Origin of the sequence: Rodentibacter haemolyticus, assembly GCF_015356115.1 — a bacterium.
In the GTDB taxonomy this organism is placed as follows: Bacteria; Pseudomonadota; Gammaproteobacteria; order Enterobacterales; family Pasteurellaceae; genus Rodentibacter; species Rodentibacter haemolyticus.
On sequence record NZ_CP063056.1, the window covers coordinates 1,711,530 to 1,734,366 of the forward strand.

Here is a 22,837-nt window from a genome sequence, read left to right on the forward strand (position 1 = left end):
CAACTGATACAACATAATATCGATTATTTCAATTTATTATTATGTTCATAGGCATAAAGCGTATTGTACATTAACATTGCCACCGTCATAGGACCAACGCCACCGGGAACCGGAGTGATATAACCGGCTTTTTGGGCAGCGGCTTCAAAGCCTATATCCCCGACTAATTTCCCATCAATGCGATTGATGCCTACATCAATGACGACCGCATTTTCTTTCACCCATTCACCCGGCACAAGGTTTGGTTTACCCACTGCAACCACAAGCACATCAGCCTGTCGAACGTAGCTTTCAAGATCTTTTGTAAAACGATGAGTGACGGTAACCGTTGCGCCTGCAAGTAATAATTCTAAGGACATTGGGCGACCCACAATATTTGATGCTCCGACAATGACGGCATGTTTACCATGTAAATCGATTCCTGTCGTTTCCAGTAATTTCATCACACCGTAGGGAGTACAGGCTCGTAGTGTTGGAATACGTTGGCATAAACGACCTACGTTATAAGGATGAAAACCATCTACATCTTTTTTCGGATCAATACGCTCAATAATTGCTTCTGAATTAATTTGCTTTGGAAGCGGCAACTGAACCAAAATACCATCAATGGTTTCATCGGCGTTTAACTGCTCAATTAATGCAAGTAATTCTTGCTCGCTTGTTGTTTCCGGTAAGTCATAAGATTGAGATATAATGCCGACTTCTTCGCAACTACGGCGTTTGCTTCCCACATAGACTTGGGAGGCAGGATTTGTACCGACAAGGATAACTGCAAGCCCGGGGGAGCGCATCCCTTCATTACGATAATGTACGATTTTTTGTGAAACTTCGGATTTTATTTGTTTAGAAAGTGCAGTACCCGAAATAATTTGTGCGGTCATTGAAAATCCTCAATAATGGAACGTAAACGTTTGCTATTTTATCTGACAATGCATGGATTTACAAAATCCAAATGTATCAGATTAAAAAAATGAGATAATTTTGAGCAATTGAATATAAAATGATAAAAACTGATTGACTGAAAGAGAAACCTCACTATAATTAGCCCCACTTGTCGGCGAGTAGCGCAGCTTGGTAGCGCAACTGGTTTGGGACCAGTGGGTCGTAGGTTCAAATCCTATCTCGCCGACCACTTCTTTTTATATTTCCTCGAAATTTCATACAAAAGATGTATTCCTGAAAATGCGCCCTTAGCTCAGCTGGATAGAGCAACGCCCTTCTAAGGCGTGGGTCAAAGGTTCGAATCCTTTAGGGCGTGCCATTTCATTTCTTCCTGACCATATGCAAGATGGTGTGAGGTTGCATCGGTTTATCAATATTTAAAATTGTAAATAGCAAATAGCAAATAGCAAATAGCAAATAGCAAATAGCAAATAGCAAATAGCAAATAGCAAATAGCAAGAACAAGGGTACTTGTTAGTATAATTTCAAGTTACTAGTAATTTAGTCAGATAAGTTTGTGCAAGACTTAATTTTATTACATATCATTTTTTCTTTTCTATTTTTTAATCAAAACATTTTTATGAAAAAAAATGAAAAATTAGGCAGTTATGGCTTGTTTTTTTTTTTTTTTTTTTACAATGGGTAAGTTTTAACTTTTTTTAAGTTATGAAAAAAGTCATTAATCGTTCATAAAAATACACTAAATTAAGGAGGAATTTTTTATGAATAATATTACCCTGAAAATCAATACTGAGAACGGTAAAACATTGCAAACTGTTGCAATTACCACTCAAAAAGGTTCGGCTACCGTTGTTAAACAGCCGCTAGAGAAAATCTCCTTTGAATTGGTTGATGATTCCACACAATTGGCTCCCCAACCTATTTTTGCCAAACGCAATGGCAATAATTTAGAAATAGCGTTTGAAGACGAAAAAAATTCACCAAGTTTAATTATTGAAGATTACTATAGTAATGATGAATTAAGCCCGGTTATTGGTTTAGCAGAGAATCATTCCTATTATGCTTATTTCCCGCAGACAGGTGAAAGTGCCGATGCAATCGCTGCATTACAGCAAAACGTTATCGCCGCTGAAGTTCTTGGCGGCGAAGCTTTTGTGGTTCCGTTTTTACCGAATTGGGGGTGGGTGCTTGCCGGTTTGGGGATCATTGGTTTAGGTGCGCTTGTTGCAAGTTCATCTAGTTCGTCTGGTGGTTCCTCTGGAAGTGATTCCAATACGAATACGAATAATAATGAGGCCTTGAATGTGGCTAAAACAGCGATCGATGCGGCCAAAGCGGCAGATAAAGCGGCGAAGGATGCCTTAGCCGAAGCGCAAAAAGACGGCAACATCACTGCGGAAGAAAAAGCGGATTTACAAGCTAAAGCGGATGAAGCAACGGCGAAAAAAGCGGCAGCGGAAAACGCTATCAAAGCGTTACCGGATGATAATGCGGATAAAGCGGGCTTAACGGAAGAAGTGGGTAAACTGGACGGTATTCAAGTACCGGAGGTCACGCCACAAGAAGATCCGGCAAAAGACGCAAAACTCGCCTTGGAAGAAGCGAAAGCGGCAGATAAAGCGGCGAAGGATGCCTTAGCGAAAGCGAACGAAGACGGTAAAATTACTGAAACAGAAAAAGCGGATTTACAAGCGAAAGCTAAAGACGCGGCAGATAAAAAAGCGGCAGCGGAAAACGCTATCAAAGCGTTACCGGATGATAATGCGGATAAAGCGGGCTTAACGGAAGAAGTGGGTAAACTGGACGGTATTCAAGTACCGGAGGTCACGCCACAAGAAGATCCGGCAAAAGACGCAAAACTCGCCTTGGAAGAAGCGAAAGCGGCAGATAAAGCGGCGAAGGATGCCTTAGCGAAAGCGAACGAAGACGGTAAAATTACTGAAACAGAAAAAGCGGATTTACAAGCGAAAGCGGATGAAGCAGCGGCGAAAAAAGCGGCAGCGGAAAACGCTATTAAAGCTTTACCGGATGATAATGCGGATAAAGCGGGCTTAACGGAAGAAGTAGGTAAACTGGACGGTATTCAAGTACCGGAGGTCACGCCACAAGAAGATCCGGCAAAAGACGCAAAACTTGCCTTGGAAGAAGCGAAAGCGGCAGATAAAGCGGCGAAGGATGCCTTAGCGAAAGCGAACGAAGACGGTAAAATTACTGAAACAGAAAAAGCGGATTTACAAGCGAAAGCGGATGAAGCAGCGGCGAAAAAAGCGGCAGCGGAAAACGCTATTAAAGCTTTACCGGATGATAATGCGGATAAAGCGGGTTTAACGGAAGAAGTAGGTAAACTGGACGGTATTCAAGTACCGGAGGTCACGCCACAAGAAGATCCGGCAAAAGACGCAAAACTCGCCTTGGAAGAAGCGAAAGCGGCAGATAAAGCGGCGAAGGATGCCTTAGCGAAAGCGAACGAAGACGGTAAAATTACTGAAACAGAAAAAGCGGATTTACAAGCGAAAGCGGATGAAGCAGCGGCGAAAAAAGCGGCAGCGGAAAACGCTATTAAAGCTTTACCGGATGATAATGCGGATAAAGCGGGCTTAACGGAAGAAGTAGGTAAACTGGACGGTATTCAAGTACCGGAGGTCACGCCACAAGAAGATCCGGCAAAAGACGCAAAACTTGCCTTGGAAGAAGCGAAAGCGGCAGATAAAGCGGCGAAAGACGCCTTAGCGAAAGCGAACGAAGACGGCAACATCACCGCGGAAGAAAAAGCGGATTTACAAGCGAAAGCGGATGAAGCAGCGGCGAAAAAAGCGGCAGCGGAAAACGCTATTAAAGCTTTACCGGATGATAATGCGGATAAAGCGGGTTTAACGGAAGAAGTAGGTAAACTGGACGGTATTCAAGTACCGGAGGTCACGCCACAAGAAGATCCGGCAAAAGACGCAAAACTCGCCTTGGAAGAAGCGAAAGCGGCAGATAAAGCGGCGAAGGATGCCTTAGCGAAAGCGAACGAAGACGGTAAAATTACTGAAACAGAAAAAGCGGATTTACAAGCGAAAGCGGATGAAGCAGCGGCGAAAAAAGCGGCAGCGGAAAACGCTATTAAAGCTTTACCGGATGATAATGCGGATAAAGCGGGCTTAACGGAAGAAGTAGGTAAACTGGACGGTATTCAAGTACCGGAGGTCACGCCACAAGAAGATCCGGCAAAAGACGCAAAACTTGCCTTGGAAGAAGCGAAAGCGGCAGATAAAGCGGCGAAGGATGCCTTAGCGAAAGCGAACGAAGACGGTAAAATTACTGAAACAGAAAAAGCGGATTTACAAGCGAAAGCGGATGAAGCAGCGGCGAAAAAAGCGGCAGCGGAAAACGCTATTAAAGCTTTACCGGATGATAATGCGGATAAAGCGGGCTTAACGGAAGAAGTAGGTAAACTGGACGGTATTCAAGTACCGGAGGTCACGCCACAAGAAGATCCGGCAAAAGACGCAAAACTTGCCTTGGAAGAAGCGAAAGCGGCAGATAAAGCGGCGAAAGACGCCTTAGCGAAAGCGAACGAAGACGGCAACATCACCGCGGAAGAAAAAGCGGATTTACAAGCGAAAGCGGATGAAGCAGCGGCGAAAAAAGCGGCAGCGGAAAACGCTATTAAAGCTTTACCGGATGATAATGCGGATAAAGCGGGTTTAACGGAAGAAGTAGGTAAACTGGACGGTATTCAAGTACCGGAGGTCACGCCACAAGAAGATCCGGCAAAAGACGCAAAACTCGCCTTGGAAGAAGCGAAAGCGGCAGATAAAGCGGCGAAGGATGCCTTAGCGAAAGCGAACGAAGACGGTAAAATTACTGAAACAGAAAAAGCGGATTTACAAGCGAAAGCGGATGAAGCAGCGGCGAAAAAAGCGGCAGCGGAAAACGCTATTAAAGCTTTACCGGATGATAATGCGGATAAAGCGGGCTTAACGGAAGAAGTAGGTAAACTGGACGGTATTCAAGTACCGGAGGTCACGCCACAAGAAGATCCGGCAAAAGACGCAAAACTTGCCTTGGAAGAAGCGAAAGCGGCAGATAAAGCGGCGAAAGACGCCTTAGCGAAAGCGAACGAAGACGGCAACATCACCGCGGAAGAAAAAGCGGATTTACAAGCGAAAGCGGATGAAGCAGCGGCGAAAAAAGCGGCAGCGGAAAACGCTATTAAAGCTTTACCGGATGATAATGCGGATAAAGCGGGTTTAACGGAAGAAGTAGGTAAACTGGACGGTATTCAAGTACCGGAGGTCACGCCACAAGAAGATCCGGCAAAAGACGCAAAACTCGCCTTGGAAGAAGCGAAAGCGGCAGATAAAGCGGCGAAGGATGCCTTAGCGAAAGCGAACGAAGACGGTAAAATTACTGAAACAGAAAAAGCGGATTTACAAGCGAAAGCGGATGAAGCAGCGGCGAAAAAAGCGGCAGCGGAAAACGCTATTAAAGCTTTACCGGATGATAATGCGGATAAAGCGGGCTTAACGGAAGAAGTAGGTAAACTGGACGGTATTCAAGTACCGGAGGTCACGCCACAAGAAGATCCGGCAAAAGACGCAAAACTTGCCTTGGAAGAAGCGAAAGCGGCAGATAAAGCGGCGAAGGATGCCTTAGCGAAAGCGAACGAAGACGGTAAAATTACTGAAACAGAAAAAGCGGATTTACAAGCGAAAGCGGATGAAGCAGCGGCGAAAAAAGCGGCAGCGGAAAACGCTATTAAAGCTTTACCGGATGATAATGCGGATAAAGCGGGCTTAACGGAAGAAGTAGGTAAACTGGACGGTATTCAAGTACCGGAGGTCACGCCACAAGAAGATCCGGCAAAAGACGCAAAACTTGCCTTGGAAGAAGCGAAAGCGGCAGATAAAGCGGCGAAAGACGCCTTAGCGAAAGCGAACGAAGACGGCAACATCACCGCGGAAGAAAAAGCGGATTTACAAGCGAAAGCGGATGAAGCAGCGGCGAAAAAAGCGGCAGCGGAAAACGCTATTAAAGCTTTACCGGATGATAATGCGGATAAAGCGGGTTTAACGGAAGAAGTAGGTAAACTGGACGGTATTCAAGTACCGGAGGTCACGCCACAAGAAGATCCGGCAAAAGACGCAAAACTCGCCTTGGAAGAAGCGAAAGCGGCAGATAAAGCGGCGAAGGATGCCTTAGCGAAAGCGAACGAAGACGGTAAAATTACTGAAACAGAAAAAGCGGATTTACAAGCGAAAGCGGATGAAGCAGCGGCGAAAAAAGCGGCAGCGGAAAACGCTATTAAAGCTTTACCGGATGATAATGCGGATAAAGCGGGCTTAACGGAAGAAGTAGGTAAACTGGACGGTATTCAAGTACCGGAGGTCACGCCACAAGAAGATCCGGCAAAAGACGCAAAACTTGCCTTGGAAGAAGCGAAAGCGGCAGATAAAGCGGCGAAAGACGCCTTAGCGAAAGCGAACGAAGACGGCAACATCACCGCGGAAGAAAAAGCGGATTTACAAGCGAAAGCGGATGAAGCAGCGGCGAAAAAAGCGGCAGCGGAAAACGCTATCAAAGCGTTACCGGATGATAATGCGGATAAAGCGGGCTTAACGGAAGAAGTAGGTAAACTGGACGGTATTCAAGTACCGGAAGTCACGCCACCAACAGATAGCAACAACTGGGTAGATACCACTGACTGGGAGGAAGATACTGACACTTCAGATGAACCGGCGGATAAAGACTTGCCGGATGATAAAGATGAAGATGATAGACCGGTTACTGATCCTAATGTGATTATAACCGGACGAACTGTACCGAATAATCCGACTAAGCGTGTAGTGGACAAGATCAAAGAGAAAAATCCATTATCTGCCGATAAAATTGGTGAAAAAGGACAGATCAATACCGGAAATGATGATGATCTTGTCGTTGTAGGTAAAGGAACCAATGCTAATGATATTAGCGGCAAAATGTCAATTACCGGCGGTACGATTAATACCAATGCAGGAAAAGACAAAGTTATTATTACCAATAATGCCATTAGTACGAAAATTAATACCGGAGCAGATGAAGACAAAGTTGATATTTACGGTAACCTTCGTTCTACATCAGCAACCAGTAATTCAGTTATCCAAACAGGAGATGGTAACGATGTGTTAACTGTGCGTGGAAAATTAATGGGTCTGAATAATCAGCTTGATCTTGAAATGGGTGATGATACGGTTATTATTGGTGGCGGCGCACTTTACAATACGGCTGCCGCGAATGATGTAAGTAAGAGAACTAACTGGAACAAGATTGATCTTGGTGAAGGGAATGATAAATTATCAATGGGGGAAAGAGGCGCCGGAAATATCCAATATACGGGGATTCAAGCAGGTACTGGAGATGACACCGTTATTTTGAAACCAAATCGAGGCAAAGGTGATTTATTCTGGGTTCACACGGATCTTGGCGATGGCAATGATAATTTAGTTGTGGAAGCAAGTGATTTACGTATGACCCATATTTATGGTGGTGATGGTAATGACACTATTGATTTAAGTAAGGCACAATTCACCACAACTTATCATACCCATGTTGGAGATAGCTCTATTGATGGTGGTGCCGGTAACGATAAGATTATTTTGGGTGATGTAGGTTATACTACTGATGCTCATTATTATAGAATTACCGGCGGTGCTGGCAATGATGTGATTGAGTTCACAAAAGACTATAGTGCAGTTGAATACAATAATCAAGGCAATGAAACCAATGCCGCGCGTAACCAAACAGATATTCGTGGTGGAGAAGGTTTTGATACTATTGCGATTAGTGGAACCGGCACAACGGTAAATCTACATTCTGGATATTCTGGAGCGGGCACTAGTAAACCGGAGGGTTTAAGAGAATTTGAAGCGGTTGATATGACAGCTACGGGCGCACAGAAAGTGGTTTTAAAAGCATCAGATGTGCTCGCGAATTCGGGTTCTACACCATTGTATATTTCCGGTGATAGCAACGATACTGTGGATACGAAAGGTACCTTTACAAAAGGCACCGAAAAGGTTACTCATACCGCATTAGATGGTAAAGAGCATACTTATACGCTTTATACTTCTACAGAAGGAGCGAAGCTATATATTGATGATACGATCACCAATATTATTTAAGCATTAGTCATTGCTATTTATGATGAAAAAGCGATCCCTATTAGGGATCGCTTTTTTATTGGTGTAATGGACAAAATGGAATGCAATTTTAGAATTATCGAAAAATGCCCCAAATTGCTAGGGAGTTATTTAGGGAGTTAAAAACGGAAACAAAGACAAACAACAAAGAACGAAAACAACAAATAGAAAAGCATTAAATCGTTGTTTTTACGTTGTTTTTTGACAAGAAAGACATTATTTGACAAGCTATCTGGCGGTGAGAGGGGGATTCGAACCCCCGATGCACTTTCGCACATACACGCTTTCCAGGCGTGCTCCTTCAACCACTCGGACATCTCACCGTGCTGAGGTGCGCAAACTATAAAGATTTGCACTAACTTAGTCAAGTTTTTTGAGCTAGAACATAAAAATCTTTTCAAATTTTCGCTAAAATAACCACTCTTTATTCATTTTTTGTCGTTTTTTTATGCACATTAAATCATTCTTTTCTAAAAATGTGTTTTTAGCCGTAAAACCTTTTAGTGCGTTGAAAGATGCATTTCGCGCCGGTTATACGAAAAAATCACTAATGCGGGATATTATCGCAGGTTTAACGGTGGGGGTAATTGCGATACCGCTTTCTATGGCGTTGGCGATTGCCAGTGGCGTTCCTCCACAGCATGGACTTTATACCGCAATCATTGCAGGGATTGTGATTGCAATTACGGGAGGTTCCCGATTCAATATCTCTGGGCCAACCGCCGCTTTTGTGGTGATTTTGTATCCCGTTACCCAGCAATTTGGGTTGAGTGGTTTATTGATGGCGACGTTGCTCTCCGGCGTGATTTTAATTTTAATGGCATTGTTTCGGCTTGGGCGATTAATTGAATACATTCCTTTGCCGGTAACGTTGGGGTTTACTTGCGGAATTGGGATTACTATCGGTACCTTACAAATTAAAGATTTTCTTGGACTCAGTATTGAAAAAATGCCGGCCCACTATCCGGAAAAAATTCACGCAATTTTGACCGCACTTCCAACTGTCAATTGGGCGGATACCGCCGTGGGATTGGTTACTTTATTGGTATTAACACAATGGCGTAAATTTCGGCTTGCAATTCCGGGTCATTTACCTGCGGTGATGATAGGAACTGCTTTGGCTTTATTGTTTCAGTATTTTGGCTTTGAGGTTGCAACCATTGGTTCCGCTTTCCAATATGCTTTACCTGACGGCTCTATAGGACGGGGAATTCCAAATGTATTACCTGATTTTGCATTACCTTGGAATATTCCTAATGCGCAGGGAGAGCTTATTCAATGGGATTTTGAGAGTTTGCAAGCCTTATTGCCGGCTGCTTTTTCAATGGCGGTATTGGGGGCGATTGAATCTTTATTATGTGCAGTCGTGCTTGATAATATGACGGATACCAAACACCATTCCAATAATGAATTGCTTGCACAGGGGTTAGGCAATCTTGTTTCCCCTTTCTTTGGCGGGATTACGGCAACGGCGGCAATTGCGCGTTCTGCTGCGAATGTGAAATCCGGTGCGGTTTCACCGATTGCCAGCGTTGTTCACGCGCTTTTAGTTTTATTTGCGTTACTTTTATTTGCGCAGGCGCTGTCTTATTTACCGCTTCCTTCTATGGCGGCATTGCTTTTAGTGGTAGCGTGGAATATGGCAAGCGTGAATGAAATTATTCACCTTGCACGCCGTTCCGGTAAAAATGAAATAACAGTGTTGTTCACTTGCCTGATTTTAACCGTATTATTTGATATGGTGATTGCTATCAGCGTGGGGGTATTACTGGCAAGTTTATTGTTTATTCGTACGATTGCAGAGATGACAAAAGCCATTGAACATAATGCTCCGGAATATTTGGATAACGTATTGGTTTACCGTATCAGCGGACCATTATTTTTTGCCGCCGCAGATAAATTATTTTCGGATCTTCATGATAAAACCGTGCATACGGATCACGAAATCAAGCATATTGTGTTGCAATGTGATGCGGTGACCGTGTTGGATGCCGGCGGCATTCATGCACTTACGCGATTTGTGCAGCATATGTTGCCACATCAACAGCTTTATCTTTGTAATATGCAGTTCCAACCGCTCAGAATGCTGGTGAAATCAAATACCATACCTGAAATACAAAAGATTAATTTTTCTTCGTATTTATCGGAAACCTTCGATAAAATCAGAAATTTTGTACAATCTCATTCATAAGGAAAAACAAAAGCGTGCTAGAATGATGCGCTTTTTTATTTACATATCAAGGAATTTTTTATGCGTCCGAATAATCGAGAAAATAATCAACCCCGTCAAATAAAAATCACCCGTCATTACACCAAACACGCCGAAGGTTCTGTTTTAGTCGAATTTGGCGATACCAAAGTGCTTTGCACGGCAACGGTGGAAGATTCCGTGCCGCGTTTTTTAAAAGGGCAAAATCAAGGTTGGGTGACAGCAGAATACGGTATGTTGCCGCGCTCGACCCATAGCCGTATGCAGCGTGAAGCGGCAAAAGGGAAACAAGGCGGGCGCACGATGGAAATTCAACGTTTAATTGCCCGCTCGTTACGTGCCATGGTGGATTTAAAAGCGCTTGGTGAGCGTGCAATTACTCTTGATTGTGATGTTATCCAAGCAGATGGCGGCACACGCACGGCATCTATCACAGGGGCGGCTGTTGCATTATGTGATGCGATTAATGGTTTAATCGAAAACGGGACCTTAAAAACGAATCCTATCAAAGGTTTGGTTTCTGCCATCTCTGTTGGCATTGTGGAAGGGAAAGCCGTATGTGATTTGGAATATGTAGAAGATTCTGCGGCACAAACCGATATGAATGTGGTGATGATGGAAGACGGTCGTATGATTGAAGTGCAAGGTACGGCGGAAGGAGAACCATTCAGTCATGAAGAATTACTAACATTACTTGATTTAGCGAAACAGGGCTGCCATCAAATTTTTGCAGCGCAACGTGAGGCATTGGGGATTTAAGGGTTAAAAATGGAACAATATAAACGTGATTTTATTGAATTTGCTTTAAGTCGTAACGTCTTGAAATTTGGTGAATTTACTTTGAAATCAGGACGTAAAAGCCCGTATTTTTTCAATGCAGGGCTATTTAATACCGGTGCGGATTTAGCCCGCTTAGGGGAATTTTATGCAGCCGCAATTCAAGCAAGTGCGGTCGATTTTGACGTTGTTTTTGGCCCTGCTTATAAAGGCATTCCTATTGGAACAACCGTTTCTGTGGCATTATTTAACCGATATCACATTGATAAACCCGTCTGCTTTAACCGCAAAGAAGTAAAAGATCACGGTGAAGGTGGAAATTTAATCGGTAGCCCATTGCAGGGGAAAGTGTTGTTGGTTGATGATGTGATCACCGCCGGCACGGCAATCCGTGAATCAATGGCACTTATCAGTGAAAATAAGGCAGAACTTGCTGCCGTATTAATTGCGTTAAATCGAAAAGAACGCGGTAAAGGTGAGCTTTCAGCTATTCAAGAAGTAGAACGTGATTATCAATGTCAAGTATTATCTATTATTGATCTGGATGATTTAATGCAATTTATTGAACAAGATCAGAGATATAGTCGTCATTTGGCAGAAATGGTTGCTTATCGTGCAGAGTTTGGGGTGTAAAACTTGATAAATGGATCTTTATCACCATTTACGATGATACGTTCTATATTTAGGGTTAAAAATATTCAAAAAAATAACCGCACTTTAAGTAATCAGAGGAAAGAATGAATTTTATTGGAAAAATTTTAGGTGTGTTTATCGGCTGGAAAATGGGCGGTTTCTTCGGCGCCATTGCGGGGCTGATCTTAGGTTCTATTGCAGATAAAAAGCTATATGAACTTGGTGCGGTAAATTCCAGTTTTTTTAAACGTAAAACGACACGCCAAGATTTATTTATGCAGACCACCTTCGCCGTACTTGGGCATTTGAGCAAATCCAAAGGCCGTGTGACGGAAGAAGATATTCAACTTGCCAGCCAATTGATGGCACAAATGAAGTTGGATGATAATGGTCGTAAACTGGCTCAAGAGGCTTTTCGCCGAGGCAAAGAGGCAGATTTTCCTATACGACAAGTGATTCGTGAGTTTCGTATCGGATGCGGACAACGAGCCGATTTATTGCGTATGTTTTTACATGTGCAAGTGCAGGCGGCATTTGCTGATTCTCAGCTTCACGACGCTGAAAAAGAGGTGCTTTATGTGATTGCCGAAGAACTGGGTTTATCACGTATGCAATTCGAGCAAATGCTTGCAATGGAAACCGCGGCTCGGGCTTTTGCACAAGGCGGTTTCTATCGACAATATCAACAAGGCGCGTATCAACAGCACAGTGGTTATGAATATCAACAACGTGGTGGCGCGTATCAGCAATCTTCCGGACCGACTTTAAATGATGCTTATAAAGTATTAGGTGTGAGTGAATCCGATGATCGCAATACGGTGAAACGTGCTTATCGCCGTTTAATGAACGAACATCATCCGGATAAACTTGTGGCAAAAGGTTTGCCACCGGAAATGATGGAAATGGCAAAAGAAAAAGCACAGCAAATCCAAGCGGCTTACGACTTAATTTGTAAAGTAAAAGGCTGGAAATAAACAGTGCGGGTAATTCTTGCTCCAATGCAGGGCGTACTGGATCCTTTCGTACGCCGGCTTCTTACCGAAGTGAACGAGTACGATTTATGCATTACGGAATTTATCCGCGTAGTCGATCAACTTCTTCCTGAAAAAGTGTTTTATCGTTTGTGCCCTGAATTGAAAAATCAGGGGCTTACTCCCTCCGGCACTCCTGTGCGGGTGCAATTGTTGGGACAACATCCTGATTGTTTGGCAGAAAATGCGCTTCGAGCTATTGAACTTGGTTCTCATGGCATTGATTTAAACTGCGGTTGCCCTTCTAAAACGGTAAATGGTAGCAATGGAGGGGCGGCATTGCTCAAACAGCCCGAATTAATTTACCGAGCCACCTATGCCTTGCGCCAAGCAGTACCTAACCCCCAGCCGGTAAGTGTGAAAGTGCGGTTAGGCTGGGACGATATTTCTCAAGCCTTTGAAATTGCCGATGCCGTAGCGCAAGGCGGTGCAACGGAGATCACTGTTCACGGACGTACTAAAACCGATGGTTATCGCTCGGATCGCATTAATTGGGAGAAAATTGGCGAGATTCGTGAACGTTTATCCATTCCGGTGATTGCCAATGGCGAAATTTGGCATTGGCAAGACGGACAAAATTGTCTTGCTCGAACCGGCTGCCAAGATTTAATGGTAGGGCGTGGCGCATTAAACATACCGAATTTAAGCCACGTTTTAAAATCAAATTTACCGAAAATGCCTTGGTCGGGAGTTCGGAAAATTTTACAAAAATATGCCGAAATGGAAAATTTTCACGATTCCGGTTTTTATCATGTTGCGAGAATTAAGCAGTGGCTACGCTATTTAAATAAAGAATATGATGAAGCCAGTACCGTATTTGAAAAGATCAAAACCTGCCAAACAGCAGGAGATTTAAGGGAAAGGTTACATCAAATGGATGAATATAGAAGAGCAAAGTGCGGTTGTTTTTTAGAAGATTTTTATAACCGGCAGTTATCTGAAGTTCTTGAATAACTGTATTTACAGTTGATAACCAACAAGCGGTCGTAAATCTTCAATTTACAACCGGTTGCACTTCTAATTATTCCAATGTTTTTATTACTCGTGCAGGACAGCCACCAATAAGCACGTTATCATCAAAGGATTTGGTTACCACCGCCCCCGATGCGACGACTACGTTATTGCCGAGTGTCACTCCGAGGTTAATGATTGCCCCTGCCCCGATCCAGCAATTATCGCCAATCGTCACCGCTTTGCCAGTTTCTGAGCCTGAAATTCTTGCTTTCGCACTCACAGGATGGGTGGCGGTTAAGATTTGCACATTGGGGACGAGCAAGCAGTTATCGCCGATTCGTACGGGGGCAACATCCAAAATCACACAATTGAAGTTGGTAAAAAAGTTCTCGCCAACGTGAATATTGCAACCGTAATCCACTTGCAAGCCCGTTTCCACATAGACCCAATTGCCCGTGCTACCGAAAGTGATTTCAAAATCTGCGTGCGTTTTTCGATGTCTCGCAAACGGGTTTGGTTGAAGTCGTAGGTCAAATCCCGGGCCTTCACTCGCATTTCGATCAAATCAGGGTGCATTGGGTTATACAGCTCACCAGCAACCATTTTTTCGTATTCTGTCATCATATTTACCCTGCTAATTGTTGCTTAATTTCGACAATGCGTGGCAGATTTTCCAACGCATAGCGAATGCCTTTTGGCTTGTGTCCTAATAATGTTGCCAAGGTATCGGTGGTGTGGCTGTTATATTTTGGACTGGTAAGCAATTTTAGCAACTGTTTTAAATGGGCTTCGGTGTGTAATTGGTTATTGTCACGCAAAATGCCGAGATATTTTTCCGCCCATTGGTCTTTATCCAGATAGCGATATTGCACCTCAAAGCCAAAAATGTCGCTGTACATTTGTGCCAAATCCGCCATTGAAACCAGTTCATCGCCCGTTAACGCATAAGATTTACTAATATGAACTTCTACATTATCCATAATATTTGCCACCGCTTCGGCTAAGTCTGGGGCGGAAATGGGTGCCATTTTTTCATCGTTGAACGGCACTTCAAACGCACGTTCTTGCACAATCGTGCCGAGCGAGAACCAGCTAAAAATCGGGTTTTCCACAAACACATTGGCGTGAATATTCACATACGGCAAGTCCGACCACTCCAACGCTCGCTCGCTGACCCAATGCGCACGCTGTTGCGGCGACCAGTCGCTCACGCCACCGCCTAAAAACATGGTGCGAGCGGTCGGTTCTTGCACCATTTCATCGTAGCCCATAAAAGTTTGCTCGTATTCAGACAGGTTAATTAATGCCTTAATGTTACCTTGTCGGCGGCAGGCTTCCATCATAATGATATAGGCATCAGCGTAGTATGGGTTCAGGCTCATACTGAAATAAACAATATCCACGCCTTCCACCGCTTTCGCCACGTCGTGCAAATTCAGCAAATCGCCTTTGAATACTTCCACACCCATTGCTGCAATGTCTTTATCTTTTTTGTTGGTTGGACGCATAAAAGCACGCACATCGTGACCTTTCTCGACCAAATGCTTGATGATTAAATCGCTGACTGAACCTACTGCACCACCTGCACCTGTAATTAAAATTTTGCTCATTTTATGTACTCCTTCAATAGTTACTCATTTAACATTCTGGCAATTACCTGATTACGAATAGTTTTGTAATTGTGCGTTTGTGGTGAGTTTGGGACAATTTCAAAAAATCCGTGCGGTACGCCATTGATGACTTGTAAATCGGTAGGTACTCCCGCTTGTATCAAGCGGTTGGCGTACTCTAAATTCTCGTTCACAAACAAATCTAAACTACCAACCACTATAAAAGTGCGTGGTAAATTTTTTAAGTTTTTTGCTAGGCTGGCTGAATAATACGGTAATTCATTGTTAGGAATATGTTGTCCACCTTGCAATATTTGCCAGCCAATGCGGTTAAATTCAGCCGTCCACATAAATTCTCCTGCATACGCATTAGGGTATAGCGATTGATTTGTGCCTGTGCGGTAATCCAGCATTGGATAAATCAGCACTTGACCTTTGGGAACATATTTACCTAAATCTCGCACCTTTAGCGCTAAACGTGCCGTTAAGCCACCGCCGGCACTTTCGCCCATCAGAATAATATTCTGCTTATCAAAGCCCAATTTATCGGCATTATCAAATAGATAAGTCAATCCGTGATAAGCGTCATCAATATCGGCAGGGTAAGGCGAAACCGTTGCCAAACGATATTCCACACTGACCACCACCGCCCCTGTGCTATTGGCTAATTCAAATAAACTGGCATTTTGCTGCCGTGCATTGCCAATCAAATAACCGCCGCCGTGCATAAAATAAATAACTGGAGAGCTGGCTTTTTTATTTTTAGGTTCAAAGACATATAAATTCACCGCAGGCTGTTCGTACTGTGCTGGTGCGGTTAATTGACTGCTTGGTTTAATAGGATCAGCTTCCGCTTTGGCTAGCAGTTGGGCGTTAAATTGCCCAAAGGCTTGTTTTAAAGCGGTGGGATCATTGCTCAAGGCTTGTAATTGCCCGCTTAAATTTTTACTAAATTCATTGGCTTGAATGGTGGCTTGCTTGTATTCAGGGGCAAGCAAATGTGCTGATTGATAATTTATGGCATTGGCACTTAATGCCATCGCAATAAATAATGTCGCGATAAGATATTTTTTCATTTTAACGACCTTCTTCATTTGCCCAAAATTCTTCAATATATTGATGAAATTCATCAGAAAATTTGCGATCTTTGTAATAATAAATCTTGTCATCGTCATTTAGTTCACGAAGCACTCGGCAAGGATTACCCACCGCAATGCAATTATCAGGAATATCTTTGGTGACTACACTACCTGCACCAATCACCACGTTATTGCCAATTTTTACATTCGGCATCACTACGCTATTTGCACCAATCCACACATTATCGCCAATGGTAATCGGCAGAGAAAACACGCCACGGCGACGGTATTTGGGGTCAACGGGGTGGGTAACGCCAAGCAATGAAACATTCGGAGCGAACATCACATTCTCACCAATGGTAATGGTTGCACCGTCCAAAATGGTACAGTTGTAATTGGCGAAAAAATTTTTACCCAATTTGATATTAATGCCGTAATCACAACGAAATGGCAGTTCTATCCTGAAATCATTGCGTTCGGTTTGGAATAATTGCTGAAATAAAGCAATTTTCTGTTCTTTTTGTGATGGGTGTAAGTGGTTGATTTTATACAGCAATTCCTGTGCCTGCTCGTTGATATCGTTCAGCTCTGGCAGAAATGGATTGTACAATTCGCCAGACAGCATTTTTTGTTTTTCGCTCATAGGTAGGTTTCCTTTACTCTTGTTACTCTAATAATAAAAGTGACAAAATTTTAACTTAAATAATTGCAGCAAGTAAAGCTCTAATGATTAGAGTTTTGCAAAAAAATTTGCTAAAATCCACCGCTCTTTACTGAAATGAGAAAGACGAATGAAAACAAACGACTTTGATAACATTATTTGCCCTGTTGCCGATGTGCTTTCGGTGTTGGGAGACAAATGGGTGGGCTTGCTGTTGCGGGATTTAATGCTAGGCGTGGCTCGTTACAGCGATTTGCAAAAATCCAGCAATATCACCCACGCCACCCTAACCGACCGCTTGAAAAAGCTGGAAAGCAACGGTTTGGTGCAAAAACAGCTTTATCAAACTGCACCCAACCGCTACGAATATCATCTGACTGAGCAGGGCAAAGAAATGGCGTGGCTACTGATTGCTATGGCAAAAATTGGCACAAAATGGAACTTATCAGGCTGGGAAACGGTCCCGCTACGCTTTATTAACAAAGTGACTGGCAACCCTGTGCGATTGACTTTGCTGGACGAAGTCACCCAACAAGAATTGAATTTAGAAGATGTTCAGCCGATTACCAATGAAACGGCTTAGATGAGAGCAAGCGGTCAAAATCTGCAAATTTCTTGCGAATTTCGACCACTTGCTATTTGAGTGTCTTTTACAAAACCATAAAATAATCAAAATACCTTAATGGCATAGGGCTACTTCATTATGCCAAATCACATTGAAATCATCGGGGCAAGCGAAAATAATCTGAAAAACATCAACGTAAATATTCCAAAAGGGAAATTGGTGGTCTTTGCGGGCGTGGAAGGTTCGGGTAAAAGTAGTTTGATTAGGGGCGAATTTGCACAGAAATACCCCGAATCCATCATTATTGACCAAAAACCTATTGGCACATCATCACGCTCAACCCCTGCTACTTATAGCGGTGTGATGGAGATTATTCGCAAAAAATTTAGCGATGCCAACGGCGTGGGCGTGGAATGTTTTTCCGCTAATTCCAAAGGAGCTTGCCCCGTGTGCAACGGACGCGGCGTGATTACGCCTGACGTGGCGTTTGCCGACCCCGTGGAAATCGTCTGCGAAGAATGCGGCGGCAAAAATTCAACCCGACTACCTTGGGCTATATGCGGCTGGGGCAAACCACCAGCACGATGTCGGGCGGCGAAAACCAACGCCTGAAACTTGCCAGCGAACTCTGCAAAAAAGGCAATATCTACATTTTGGACGAACCGTCCACAGGCTTGCATTACCAAGACATCGCCACGCTAACCGCCCTGCTGCAAAAAATGGTGCAACAAGGCAACAGCGTCATCATCATCGAACACCGCCCCGAATTGATTGCACAGGCGGATTGGGTGATTGAAATGGGCGAACAAGGTGGATTGCTGGGGGGAGAAGTGGTTTTTGAAGGGAGACCTAAAGAAATGTTGAAAAGTAACAGAACGATAATGGCGAAATATATTCAGGCTAACTAAATGCCGTCTGAAAATTTCAAAGGTTCGTAAAAACTTCGCAAAATCCAACCGCACTTTGAAATATTAATGCCGTCTGAAATTTCAGTTTCAGACGGCATTTTTTAATATTTAAATCTATTTTTAGATAGACTTCTTAAATCTGATGTTTTTGAATCTAGAAAATTTATCAACTACAATCATTCATATTATACTTGTTGATAAATTTGAATGAATTTATCAATATTATCTATCTTAATATATTCATATTGAGAAATAATTTCTTTATATAATGGAATATCAGCAAAATGATTATTATCTAACAATATAATTTTCTTTTCTAATTGTCGGCATATTTCCAGTTCTTTTTTTGTCCAATATTTTTGAAAGAAATTATTCGTTAGAATGAATATAGCTACTTTACAAAGTTCTAATCCACTACATAATTTTTTTAAAATCAATTCATTATCTCTTAGCTCTTTCTCTTTAATTTCGTTTCTGTCTAGCCAAATGGGAATTTCTTTTGCGCAAAGATAGTTACTTACCTTTATAGCAAGGTCGTTATCATCTGAAGCATAGCTGATAAAAACAGCAGGAATTTGCTTTTTAACTGATTGATATTGTGGCTTATCAGCCTCAAATTTTTTTTGAGAGCATTTTGTTAATTGTTTTTCTATTTGTTCAGGAGATAAACAAGATATATACTTAGCATATTCTTCATTGAATAAAAATGAAGAATTAAACAGTTCGGTAAATATTGGATCTTCAGCAGATACAAACGTTGCAATGTTTCCTGAAATAGATAAATCACCAATAAATACATTATGTAATATGGATTTTAAAGAATGGTTATTTTCCAACCAATTATCAAAGGATTCCTTACTAATAAAATTACTATCCATAGTCACAAAAGTGAAGAATTCAAATCTCCAAGGATTGTTATTAACCCAGATTCCTACATTCGTTATCTCATCAGTAGTAAAGTTATTTAAAATATCCTTGATGAAATTAGCTACAGGTACTCTATTTAAATAATCATTTTCAAAAACATAAGTAAATAAGTTCATTTTTCTCCTAGGAATTATTATGTCTCATCTGCCTACTAAAATCGTATTGGCATGATTCTTTATCTTTAAAAGTTAAATCTATTAATAACTGCAATTTTTCAGCATCTAAATCATCCCATTTAGTTACTGATATTTTTACATTTTTTGCAAGTAAATTATCAATGATACGCTCAGGTAAATATGGATAACGTCTTTCATATTCTGCTCGAGAATCAATGCTTATCCAATTTTCAGTATCTGGATATAATTTCTTTTTCTCATCATATCCATGAGCAGCAGTTATATATTCTGGTTTCGTTGAAGGTAGCTGTATAACTAAAATTCCTGATTTCTTATTGATTTTCCCATCTCGCATGCTGGAATATAATTCCCAATCAATATGCTTACGATTTTTAGTTTCCTTACCTACTAAAAGGATTGTTACCGTAGTATCTTTTAGATATTCATCCCTAATTTTTTCTCTAATTACTTCATCAGCCATACCTTTATCATCTATATCACCAGTATCTACTGAGCCATCGATAAAAATCTGATGTTCTTCATTAAATTTTAGTAGTTCTTCTTTAGCCCATTGATCATTTTCATGATGATAGCTAATAAAAACTTTATGCTTCGTCATCTTTATTCCCCTTAATATTTTTAAGACCTTTCAATATCAAATGTACACATTCATCAATAAATGATGTTTTCATTAATCGTATATAGTCCCCTGACGATAGCCCTGCACGTTTTGCTAAAATTTCAGTATCTAGCATCTCAATTTGCTGTTGGATAGCGGAATAATTTGCCTGAAATTTTAATTGCTTGGCAATCTTTTGCAATTCAACATAGCCGCTATTATGTTGAATTTGCCATTGTTCACTGAATGGCTCTGCTATCTTCTTCTCTAGGATGGATTGGCAGAGAGTACCTACCAAGCCACCTAAACCACCAACAAGATAAATAGGCTTCTCTTGTTCATTAGCCAACAAAAATTCTTCTAGCACACCGGGCATTTTCCCTAGATAGCCTTGTAGTTTTCCCCCTGCAAAAATTCTCGCATCTGATGATTCAATAGATTTTTGTCGCATTTCGGTTAAACAGCGAGACCAAATATATTTATTTTCAGCACAGTTATGGGGGAGAAAGCTATCTGTATCTTTTACTTTATCAATAACATCAGCAGGAATAGTATGTTTTTTTAGCTCGAGCAAGCCAAAATATTTTCCTGCCCACTCTGTGTTTTTTGATTCCGTATATAGTGGCCAAGCCAAATGGTTTTCAACATACAGTTTTTCAACCTGCAACCGATCTCTTAAAACTGTCGCTTCCTCCAAAATAAACTGAGTAAATCCATCATCTCTTAAATCTCCACCATAAATTAATGTATTTTGGCGCGCTAAAAGATGACGTGATACAGACTGAGAAAACCGTTTTAATTCATCTAAATCTAGATGCTGTTGCTCATAACCGTCCGTTTCATAATCAGAAACAGACAATCCGACCCTTAAAGCAGGGAAACTATCTTCTTCCGTTGACCAAAGCGGTGTGGAAATCTTGATTCCGAAATGTTCTGTCCAATCCGTTTCTTCCTTATATAACGGTGGCTCAGGGTAACAAACATGTAATTGTTCAAGCTCTGATTTTTGTTTTGTTTCCAATAAATCTACAAGCTGTTGGATTTCGGGAGGGCGGGCAAACGTTTCTGCGGTCTTATCGATCCAACCTTGTGTTTTGTAATAATTTAATAATTGGTGTGCATGATTAAAGCGAATAGTTTCCAACAAGGCAGCAATTAAAATACGCAAAATATCTTTTTCTTGTAACGGCTCGGCAGAAACGTGCACACAAGGAACATTTGCTGCGGCAGGAAAAACCCTGTCTTCATAATTTTCAAGACTGTTGACGACAACAATAGGGCGACGTTCCTTTTTAGCACAAAGGATTTCTCGCTGACACCAATAGCGTGATGAATAGGTATCGCTAGTAATAGCAACCACTGTTGATTGACGGATATGTTTTTCAATTTCTTCATCAAATCTAAATGCTGGTGAAATTTCATTCGCATCAAAAAAACGCTGCATATTGGAATTATCTAAAAAGCGTTTAATTGCTTCTGCATGCCTTAATCCTGTATCTCCTTTTTTTGCATGGCTTAAGAAAAGTTTTATGGATGAGTTCTTACCCACATCATCAGTATTAATATTATTCAGACCGAAACGGTATAATTCATGCGACAAAGTCAGTATGCCATGATCCTCGTGCAACAATGTAGGCCAATCGAATGCTCGAATGAAATTTAAATTTTTCAGACGGCCTGAGGAAACATGATTTAAGCTGGTATGATCGATAGCAACAGGAACGATATATATCCCTTTTTTATTTGCAAATGAATCAACATATTCTTTCCATTTCTCATTAATCAGCGTTTGGGTACTGAGAAATAAGAAAACAACATTAGACTTCGCAAGATTTTTAGGCGCATTCGCAGGCGGTTCGGAGGGTTGACGAGAGCTGTATAAAAATGTCGGAATATTCAATTCACGGGAAAACGGTCTATCAATATCCCGCGTCAGATAACGACGGAATTTTTGGATAATCGGATTGATTGCTTCGCTATCATTTGGATGCCAAACAAAATGTGCGGCAAGCGGTGGTGTAATTATTTCAGACATTTTTCTGCTCCTTCAATGTTATTAATCAGTCCAGTGAGTCTGATATTCAGGTCTATTATGACCAAAATAATCACGATTGTTGTTATGATTATTTTGTTTGCGAGTTTGAAATGCTTCATCAATCCATTGCTTTAAGTCATATGAACTAAAGGGGCAAGAGTAAATTTTTGCATAACCACTTTGGATGTTGTCATATAAGCGTGGAGGAATAGTACAGGGAGTATATCTACTATGATTTTCGGTATATTCTGCATTACAAAAGAAATCATGACCGTTATAACTTGGCAACAAAATTCCAATCAGCCCTGAACGTGTATTTTGTGATGTACTGGTTAGGCTATAGCCAATTTCCCAGTCAACGTGCTTACGCTTCCAAGTTTCAGCACCGATAAGAACGATAGTAACTGTTGAATCCGAAATATATTTATCACGAATGATTCGTCTGGTTGTTTCAGTTTTATTATTAGGATCTATGTCGCCATCCTGCACCGTCCTTGAAACAAACGTATCTACATTTTCAAATTGTTTTTCAAAGGCTCTAACTTCCTTCTCATCCGCATGGTGGAAACTAAGAAAGACTTTGTGTTTAGGTGTTGAGTACATTGTTAAAGCTCCATAAGTATAAATATGAACTTTTTGTAAATTGG

Annotated in this window: 18 protein-coding genes, 3 tRNA genes and 1 pseudogene; 11 read left to right on the forward strand and 11 right to left on the reverse strand. The window is 41.7% G+C overall.

Features of this window, described 5'->3' with window-relative positions; genetic code table 11:
- Positions 1 to 23 precede the first annotated feature (23 nt).
- Positions 24 to 881, reverse strand: coding sequence for a bifunctional methylenetetrahydrofolate dehydrogenase/methenyltetrahydrofolate cyclohydrolase FolD (gene folD, locus IHV77_RS08150; RefSeq protein WP_194811482.1), 858 nt, complete (start codon positions 879 to 881; stop codon positions 24 to 26).
- A 174-nt stretch (positions 882 to 1,055) separates the two neighbouring features.
- On the opposite strand from folD, the gene IHV77_RS08155 reads away from it, so the two are divergent.
- The 3 genes from IHV77_RS08155 (at position 1,056) to IHV77_RS08165 (ending at position 8,048) form a co-directional block, all read left to right on the forward strand.
- Positions 1,056 to 1,132 (forward strand) — tRNA-Pro (locus tag IHV77_RS08155).
- Positions 1,133 to 1,184: 52 nt separating this feature from the next.
- Positions 1,185 to 1,261 (forward strand) — tRNA-Arg (locus IHV77_RS08160).
- Between the two features lie 403 nt (positions 1,262 to 1,664).
- Complete coding sequence (locus IHV77_RS08165) at positions 1,665 to 8,048, forward strand: calcium-binding protein (RefSeq protein WP_194811483.1); 6,384 nt, start codon at positions 1,665 to 1,667, stop codon at positions 8,046 to 8,048.
- Positions 8,049 to 8,299: 251 nt separating this feature from the next.
- Here the strand turns inward: IHV77_RS08165 and IHV77_RS08170 are convergent.
- A tRNA-Ser gene (locus IHV77_RS08170) sits at positions 8,300 to 8,389 on the reverse strand.
- Between the two features lie 125 nt (positions 8,390 to 8,514).
- On the opposite strand from IHV77_RS08170, the gene dauA reads away from it, so the two are divergent.
- From dauA to dusC, 5 genes and pseudogenes are all read left to right on the forward strand, one after another.
- Positions 8,515 to 10,257: a C4-dicarboxylic acid transporter DauA gene (gene dauA, locus IHV77_RS08175; protein WP_194811484.1), complete on the forward strand. Its 1,743-nt coding sequence runs from the start codon at positions 8,515 to 8,517 to the stop codon at positions 10,255 to 10,257.
- Between the two features lie 60 nt (positions 10,258 to 10,317).
- Complete coding sequence (gene rph / locus IHV77_RS08180; RefSeq protein WP_194811485.1) at positions 10,318 to 11,034, forward strand: ribonuclease PH; 717 nt, start codon at positions 10,318 to 10,320, stop codon at positions 11,032 to 11,034.
- Positions 11,035 to 11,043: 9 nt separating this feature from the next.
- Positions 11,044 to 11,685, forward strand: coding sequence for an orotate phosphoribosyltransferase (gene pyrE, locus IHV77_RS08185; RefSeq protein ID WP_194811486.1), 642 nt, complete (start codon positions 11,044 to 11,046; stop codon positions 11,683 to 11,685).
- Between the two features lie 104 nt (positions 11,686 to 11,789).
- On the forward strand, positions 11,790 to 12,659 hold the full coding sequence (gene djlA / locus IHV77_RS08190; protein ID WP_194811487.1) for a co-chaperone DjlA: 870 nt from the start codon (positions 11,790 to 11,792) through the stop codon (positions 12,657 to 12,659).
- A 3-nt stretch (positions 12,660 to 12,662) separates the two neighbouring features.
- A pseudogene (gene dusC / locus IHV77_RS08195) lies at positions 12,663 to 13,586 on the forward strand (tRNA dihydrouridine(16) synthase DusC); the annotation flags it as partial.
- Between the two features lie 151 nt (positions 13,587 to 13,737).
- Here the strand turns inward: dusC and IHV77_RS08200 are convergent.
- From IHV77_RS08200 to IHV77_RS08220, 5 genes are read right to left on the reverse strand one after another with little or no spacing between them, the layout of a single operon-like run.
- Positions 13,738 to 14,109, reverse strand: coding sequence for a sugar O-acetyltransferase (locus IHV77_RS08200; protein ID WP_269902539.1), 372 nt, complete (start codon positions 14,107 to 14,109; stop codon positions 13,738 to 13,740).
- Complete coding sequence (locus tag IHV77_RS12065; protein ID WP_408635264.1) at positions 14,031 to 14,294, reverse strand: maltose acetyltransferase domain-containing protein; 264 nt, start codon at positions 14,292 to 14,294, stop codon at positions 14,031 to 14,033. Before IHV77_RS12065 ends, IHV77_RS08200 begins: the two co-directional genes overlap by 79 nt.
- A 2-nt stretch (positions 14,295 to 14,296) precedes the next feature.
- On the reverse strand, positions 14,297 to 15,280 hold the full coding sequence (locus IHV77_RS08210; protein ID WP_194811490.1) for an NmrA family NAD(P)-binding protein: 984 nt from the start codon (positions 15,278 to 15,280) through the stop codon (positions 14,297 to 14,299).
- Positions 15,281 to 15,300: 20 nt separating this feature from the next.
- Positions 15,301 to 16,356, reverse strand: a complete 1,056-nt coding sequence (locus IHV77_RS08215; protein WP_194811491.1) for an alpha/beta hydrolase — start codon at positions 16,354 to 16,356, stop codon at positions 15,301 to 15,303.
- Position 16,357: 1 nt separating this feature from the next.
- Positions 16,358 to 17,002, reverse strand: coding sequence for a sugar O-acetyltransferase (locus tag IHV77_RS08220; protein ID WP_194811492.1), 645 nt, complete (start codon positions 17,000 to 17,002; stop codon positions 16,358 to 16,360).
- A gap of 148 nt (positions 17,003 to 17,150) precedes the next feature.
- On the opposite strand from IHV77_RS08220, the gene IHV77_RS08225 reads away from it, so the two are divergent.
- The 3 genes from IHV77_RS08225 to IHV77_RS11885 all read left to right on the forward strand — a co-directional run bounded on the left by IHV77_RS08225 (position 17,151) and on the right by IHV77_RS11885 (position 18,493).
- Positions 17,151 to 17,603: a winged helix-turn-helix transcriptional regulator gene (locus IHV77_RS08225; RefSeq protein WP_194811493.1), complete on the forward strand. Its 453-nt coding sequence runs from the start codon at positions 17,151 to 17,153 to the stop codon at positions 17,601 to 17,603.
- A 120-nt stretch (positions 17,604 to 17,723) separates the two neighbouring features.
- Complete coding sequence (locus IHV77_RS11880) at positions 17,724 to 18,197, forward strand: ATP-binding cassette domain-containing protein (protein ID WP_228550000.1); 474 nt, start codon at positions 17,724 to 17,726, stop codon at positions 18,195 to 18,197.
- Positions 18,170 to 18,493 (forward strand): ATP-binding cassette domain-containing protein, encoded by a 324-nt coding sequence (locus tag IHV77_RS11885; RefSeq protein ID WP_232842168.1) that lies wholly within the window; start codon positions 18,170 to 18,172, stop codon positions 18,491 to 18,493. The genes IHV77_RS11880 and IHV77_RS11885 overlap by 28 nt, the downstream gene beginning before the upstream one ends.
- A gap of 185 nt (positions 18,494 to 18,678) precedes the next feature.
- On the opposite strand, the gene IHV77_RS08235 is transcribed toward IHV77_RS11885, so the two are convergent.
- Genes IHV77_RS08235 through IHV77_RS08250 form a run of 4 tightly spaced genes read right to left on the reverse strand, consistent with a single transcriptional unit; the run spans position 18,679 to position 22,793 of the window.
- On the reverse strand, positions 18,679 to 19,536 hold the full coding sequence (locus tag IHV77_RS08235) for a toll/interleukin-1 receptor domain-containing protein (RefSeq protein ID WP_194811494.1): 858 nt from the start codon (positions 19,534 to 19,536) through the stop codon (positions 18,679 to 18,681).
- Positions 19,537 to 19,543: 7 nt separating this feature from the next.
- The gene (locus IHV77_RS08240) at positions 19,544 to 20,155 is read right to left on the reverse strand and encodes a TIR domain-containing protein (RefSeq protein ID WP_194811495.1); all 612 of its coding nucleotides are present in this window, start codon (positions 20,153 to 20,155) and stop codon (positions 19,544 to 19,546) included.
- Positions 20,142 to 22,190, reverse strand: coding sequence for a TIR domain-containing protein (locus tag IHV77_RS08245; RefSeq protein ID WP_194811496.1), 2,049 nt, complete (start codon positions 22,188 to 22,190; stop codon positions 20,142 to 20,144). The genes IHV77_RS08240 and IHV77_RS08245 overlap by 14 nt, the downstream gene beginning before the upstream one ends.
- Before the next feature lie 21 nt (positions 22,191 to 22,211).
- Positions 22,212 to 22,793: a TIR domain-containing protein gene (locus IHV77_RS08250; RefSeq protein WP_194811497.1), complete on the reverse strand. Its 582-nt coding sequence runs from the start codon at positions 22,791 to 22,793 to the stop codon at positions 22,212 to 22,214.
- Positions 22,794 to 22,837: the final 44 nt, after the last annotated feature.

Excerpts from the sequence above, each read along its gene's own strand:
- djlA (WP_194811487.1), top strand. The coding sequence starts at position 11,790 with ATGAATTTTATTGGAAAAATTTTAGGTGTGTTTATCGGCTGGAAAATG.
- IHV77_RS08215 (WP_194811491.1), bottom strand. The coding sequence starts at position 16,356 with ATGAAAAAATATCTTATCGCGACATTATTTATTGCGATGGCATTAAGT.
- dauA (WP_194811484.1), top strand. The coding sequence starts at position 8,515 with ATGCACATTAAATCATTCTTTTCTAAAAATGTGTTTTTAGCCGTAAAA.
- IHV77_RS11880 (WP_228550000.1), top strand. The coding sequence starts at position 17,724 with ATGCCAAATCACATTGAAATCATCGGGGCAAGCGAAAATAATCTGAAA.
- IHV77_RS08245 (WP_194811496.1), bottom strand. The coding sequence starts at position 22,190 with ATGTCTGAAATAATTACACCACCGCTTGCCGCACATTTTGTTTGGCAT.
- IHV77_RS12065 (WP_408635264.1), bottom strand. The coding sequence starts at position 14,294 with ATGATGACAGAATACGAAAAAATGGTTGCTGGTGAGCTGTATAACCCA.
- IHV77_RS08240 (WP_194811495.1), bottom strand. The coding sequence starts at position 20,155 with ATGACGAAGCATAAAGTTTTTATTAGCTATCATCATGAAAATGATCAA.
- IHV77_RS08220 (WP_194811492.1), bottom strand. The coding sequence starts at position 17,002 with ATGAGCGAAAAACAAAAAATGCTGTCTGGCGAATTGTACAATCCATTT.
- pyrE (WP_194811486.1), top strand. The coding sequence starts at position 11,044 with ATGGAACAATATAAACGTGATTTTATTGAATTTGCTTTAAGTCGTAAC.
- IHV77_RS08235 (WP_194811494.1), bottom strand. The coding sequence starts at position 19,536 with ATGAACTTATTTACTTATGTTTTTGAAAATGATTATTTAAATAGAGTA.
- IHV77_RS08210 (WP_194811490.1), bottom strand. The coding sequence starts at position 15,280 with ATGAGCAAAATTTTAATTACAGGTGCAGGTGGTGCAGTAGGTTCAGTC.
- IHV77_RS08225 (WP_194811493.1), top strand. The coding sequence starts at position 17,151 with ATGAAAACAAACGACTTTGATAACATTATTTGCCCTGTTGCCGATGTG.
- IHV77_RS11885 (WP_232842168.1), top strand. The coding sequence starts at position 18,170 with ATGTCGGGCGGCGAAAACCAACGCCTGAAACTTGCCAGCGAACTCTGC.
- rph (WP_194811485.1), top strand. The coding sequence starts at position 10,318 with ATGCGTCCGAATAATCGAGAAAATAATCAACCCCGTCAAATAAAAATC.
- IHV77_RS08250 (WP_194811497.1), bottom strand. The coding sequence starts at position 22,793 with ATGTACTCAACACCTAAACACAAAGTCTTTCTTAGTTTCCACCATGCG.
- folD (WP_194811482.1), bottom strand. The coding sequence starts at position 881 with ATGACCGCACAAATTATTTCGGGTACTGCACTTTCTAAACAAATAAAA.
- IHV77_RS08165 (WP_194811483.1), top strand. The coding sequence starts at position 1,665 with ATGAATAATATTACCCTGAAAATCAATACTGAGAACGGTAAAACATTG.